Here is a 3,863-nt window from a genome sequence, read left to right as displayed (position 1 = left end):
CGTCGAGGGCGGCTTCCCCGCCTGGCGCGAGGCGGGGCTCCCGGCCGAGCCGGGGACGGGAGCGGCGCCGTCGGGCCCGCACGAGCCCGTCCGGCAGCGCGCATGAGCGCCCCCACCACGTCGCGCCCGCGCGCGGGCCGCCCGCCCGACGGCGCCGCTCGTCCGGGCGAGCCGACCCACCGGGGAGCGGGGTCGCCCGGGGACGGCGCCAGGGTGACCGTGCGGCTCGTGACCCCCGCCGAGCACGAGGCCGTCGCCGACCTGCTGGAGGCGGCGTACGGGTTCGAGTACTCGATCTCGGACTCGTACCGGGCTGTGCTGCGCGACGTCGCGAGCCGCGCGGCCGAGCACGACGTGTGGGTCGCGGTCGACGACGAGACCGGCGCGCTGCTCGGGACCGTCGCGACGCCGCTGCCCGGCCGACACATCTCGCCTCTGGCCCTCGACGGCGAGCTCGACTTCCGGCTGCTCGGCGTCGCGCCCGCTGCCCGGGGGCGGGGGATCGGGGCCGCGCTCACGCGGCACGTCCTCGACGTGGCCCGTGCCCAGGGGGTGCAGCGGGTCGTCATGAACTCCGGCCCGCAGATGACCCGCGCGCACCGGCTCTACGAGGCGCTCGGGTTCCGGCGCCTGCCCGAGCGCGAGACCCGCGTGATCGAGGGGGAGGGCGGCGGTCGGTTGCACGCGTACGGCCTCGACCTCACCCCGACGCCGGCCCCGCCACCCCTGCCACCCCCGCCACCTCTGCTGCCGAGGTAGACCCCCCGGCGCGAGGTAGACCCCTGGGCGCACACACGCGGGTCTACCTCGCGCGGACGGGTCTACCTCGGCATCAGGCCACCCATCGAACGACCCCACCACCTCATCACCCCACCACGGAGAACACCATGCCCGTCGAGTTCCTCGGCATCGCCACCACGAGCGACGCCTCCGAGACCACCGCCCGCACGACCGCGCCCTTCGACAAGCAGTACCTCGAGCGCCTCGTGCGCGCCCACGAGGACAACGGCTGGACCCGCGTCCTGTTCGCCTACGGGTCGAGCGGCCCCGAGCCGTCGGCGCTCGCGGCCTGGACCGCGGCCCGTCTCGACACGGTCGAGCTGCTGCTCGCGCACCGTCCCAACGTCTCCTACCCGACGTTCGCGGCCAAGTCGTTCGCGACGCTCGACCAGCTCTCCGAGGGGCGCCTGTCGGTCCACTTCATCACGGGCGGCAACGACCACGAGCAGGGGCGAGAGGGGGACACCCTGACCAAGGACGAGCGCTACGCCCGCACCCAGGAGTACATCCAGATCGTCAAGAGGGCGTGGTCGAGCGCCGAGCCGTTCGACCACCACGGGACGTTCTACGACTTCGACGACTTCGTGCTGGACGCCAAGCCGTTCGAGGGGCGCACACCGACGATCTCGTTCGGCGGGTCCTCCGACGTGGCGTTCCGGGTCGGCGCGGCCGAGGCCGACATCTACGCGGTGTGGGGCGAGCCGCTCGACCGCACGGCCGAGCAGATCCAGCGGGTCCGTGCCGAGGCCGCTGCCGCGGGGCGGTCCACGCCGCCGCGCATCCACGCCGCGTTCCGGCCGATCATCGGGGCCACCGAGGAGCTCGCCTGGGAGAAGGCCCACCGCGTGCTCGACCGGATCGAGGAGCGCAAGGCCGCGGCCGGGGGCGTGCTGAGCCGTCGTCACCCGATCGACAAGCCCGAGAACGCGGGCTCGCAGCGTCTCCTGGAGATCGCGGCGCAGGGCGACCGGTTCGACACCGCCCTGTGGACGGCGACGGCCAAGGCCACCGGGGGAGCGGGCAACTCGAACGCGCTCGTGGGGACGCCCGAGACCGTTGCGCAGGCGCTGCTCGCGTACTACGACCTCGGGGTCCGCATCATCTCGGCGCGCGGCTACGACCTGCTCGACGACGCGACCGACTTCGGCCGCTACGTCATCCCGATCGTGCGCGAGGAGGTCGCCAAGCGCGACGCCGAGGCCGCGGCGACCCAGGCGGCCTGAGCACCACCCCACCCCCCGCCCCCCTCCGCGAGGTAGAGGGCTCCCGTCGAGGAAGCGGTCCCGAGCCCTCGACGCCAGCCCTCTACCTCGGCACAACCCCCACCCCCAGAAGGAGCCCAACCGTGCGTTTCCAGGTCCTCGACATCGTCTTCAACCCGCCCCACCCGGTCACGGGCGACGCGGTCCCGGCGGCCGACCGGCTCGAGCGGGTCGTCGAGACCGCGGTCCTGGCCGAGGAGCTCGGCCTCGACGCGTTCGCCGTCGGGGAGCGGCACGCGGGGGACGTGCTGTCCTCGTCGCCGACGGTGATCCTCGGGGCGATCGCCGCCCGGACGTCGCGCATCCTGCTGAGCACGGGGGTGACGGTGCTGTCCCTGCTCGACCCGATCCGCGTCGCCGAGGACTACGCGACGATCGACCAGCTCAGCCGGGGACGGTTCGAGATGGTCATCGGCAAGGGCAACGAGGCCCTCCAGTACCCGCTGCTGGGTCTCGACCTCGCCAAGCAGTACGAGTACCTCGAGGAGAACTACGAGCTGCTCCGTCTGCTCCTGAGCGGCGAGGAGGTCGACTGGGACGGGCGTCACCGTCCCGACCTGCAGGGCGCCACGACCCTGCCCCGCCCGTACGACGGCGCGTTCCGGATCTGGCACGGGTCCGCGACCTCGCGGTTCGCGGTCGAGCTCGCCGCGAGGTGGGGCGACCCGATCGTGAGCGCCAACGCGTTCCAGCCCCGCGAGAACTACAAGGTGCTGATCGACCACTACCGCGAGCAGTACGCGGCGGCGGGCCACGACCCGGCGTACGGGTTCGTCGGGTCGGGGTCGGGCGGGCTGTTCCTCGCGGACACGACCGAGCAGGCGATCGAGGAGTTCCGCCCCATCTACGAGGGAGCCGTCGCGCGCGCAGACCTGCGCAGGTACGACCCGGCCGCGGTCGGCAAGGTCACGAGCTTTCGGACCATCGAGGAAGCCGTCGAGCGCGGCCCGGCCCTCGTGGGATCGCCCGAGCGCGTCGCCGAGAAGATCCTCGACTACCACCAGAGCTACGGGCACGACCTCCAGTCGGTCTCGATCAACCACCTCCTGGAGCCGGCGCGCCAGGACGACGTGCTGCGCCGGTTCGCGGAGGAGGTCGTGCCGCTCGTCAGGGCCGAGGTCAAGACCGACCTCTGGGGGCCCGCCGACGCCCGCCGGGCCAAGGGGTTCACGGCGCGGTAGGTCGACGGGCGAGGCTGCGAGGGGCCGGCAGGGCAGACCGGCACCCTGGCGGAGCGTTCCCGCTCGGCCTAGGCTGGAAGCGTCCGGCAGGCCCTCGCGTGCGCCGGGTACGGGCACGGAAGAAGGCTCCGACGATGTGGCTCCTCGTGGTCTCCGGCGCGGTGGGCGCGGCCCTGGTCGCCGCCATCGCCTGGTTCACGATGCGCGTCGACCGCCCCTCCGCCGATGCTCTCCCACCGCTCCGACCGCACAGGACGACCCTGCGCGAGCGGCGCCGTCGGGCACCCGATCCTCTCGTCGCGCTCGCGCTCCAGATCCGTCTCGGGCGGCTCGCCGACGAGCTGCGCGCGGTCGAGGCCGACCCGGACGTGTACGCCCGTGCCCACCACTACCTCGCAGCGCAGGGCGCGTACGACGCGTTGCTGCGCGAGGCGTGCCGGCTCAGCGGTCTCGACGTCGAGGCCGACCCGCTGCGCGCGGGCCTGCGCAGCGACGAGGACGAGCGGCTGCGCGAGGAGCTCGAGCTCAGCGCGCGCGGCTGGACCTGGTGACCCGGCAGCACGGGGGAGGGGCCCGACGGGCGCGCGCGGCCGCCGGGGGCCCCCGCGGCGGGGGGAGCTGGAGGACAGGTGTAACACAC

At 73.9% G+C, this 3,863-nt stretch carries 4 protein-coding genes; all 4 read left to right on the top strand.

What is annotated here, in order from left to right; translation table 11 throughout:
* Positions 1-102: 102 nt before the first annotated feature.
* The 4 genes from ACFRCR_RS17520 (at position 103) to ACFRCR_RS17505 (ending at position 3,774) form a co-directional block, all read left to right on the top strand.
* Entirely contained in the window at positions 103-759 is a 657-nt protein-coding gene (locus ACFRCR_RS17520; RefSeq protein ID WP_377679327.1) for a GNAT family N-acetyltransferase, read from the top strand.
* 128 nt (positions 760-887) lie between these two features.
* The gene (locus ACFRCR_RS17515) at positions 888-2,003 is read left to right on the top strand and encodes an LLM class flavin-dependent oxidoreductase (protein ID WP_377679325.1); all 1,116 of its coding nucleotides are present in this window, start codon (positions 888-890) and stop codon (positions 2,001-2,003) included.
* A 122-nt stretch (positions 2,004-2,125) separates the two neighbouring features.
* Positions 2,126-3,223, top strand: coding sequence for an LLM class flavin-dependent oxidoreductase (locus ACFRCR_RS17510; protein ID WP_377679323.1), 1,098 nt, complete (start codon positions 2,126-2,128; stop codon positions 3,221-3,223).
* A 134-nt stretch (positions 3,224-3,357) separates the two neighbouring features.
* The gene (locus tag ACFRCR_RS17505) at positions 3,358-3,774 is read left to right on the top strand and encodes a hypothetical protein (protein ID WP_377679321.1); all 417 of its coding nucleotides are present in this window, start codon (positions 3,358-3,360) and stop codon (positions 3,772-3,774) included.
* Positions 3,775-3,863 lie beyond the last annotated feature (89 nt).

This window comes from Oerskovia sp. NPDC056781 (assembly GCF_042789955.1).
Lineage (GTDB): Bacteria > Actinomycetota > Actinomycetes > Actinomycetales > Cellulomonadaceae > Oerskovia > Oerskovia rustica.
This window is presented reverse-complemented; position numbering and strand designations above follow the sequence as displayed.

What these genes read in the sequence shown, in the direction of transcription:
- ACFRCR_RS17505 (WP_377679321.1), top strand. Translation starts at nt 3,358, where the DNA reads ATGTGGCTCCTCGTGGTCTCCGGCGCGGTGGGCGCGGCCCTGGTCGCC.
- ACFRCR_RS17520 (WP_377679327.1), top strand. Translation starts at nt 103, where the DNA reads ATGAGCGCCCCCACCACGTCGCGCCCGCGCGCGGGCCGCCCGCCCGAC.
- ACFRCR_RS17515 (WP_377679325.1), top strand. Translation starts at nt 888, where the DNA reads ATGCCCGTCGAGTTCCTCGGCATCGCCACCACGAGCGACGCCTCCGAG.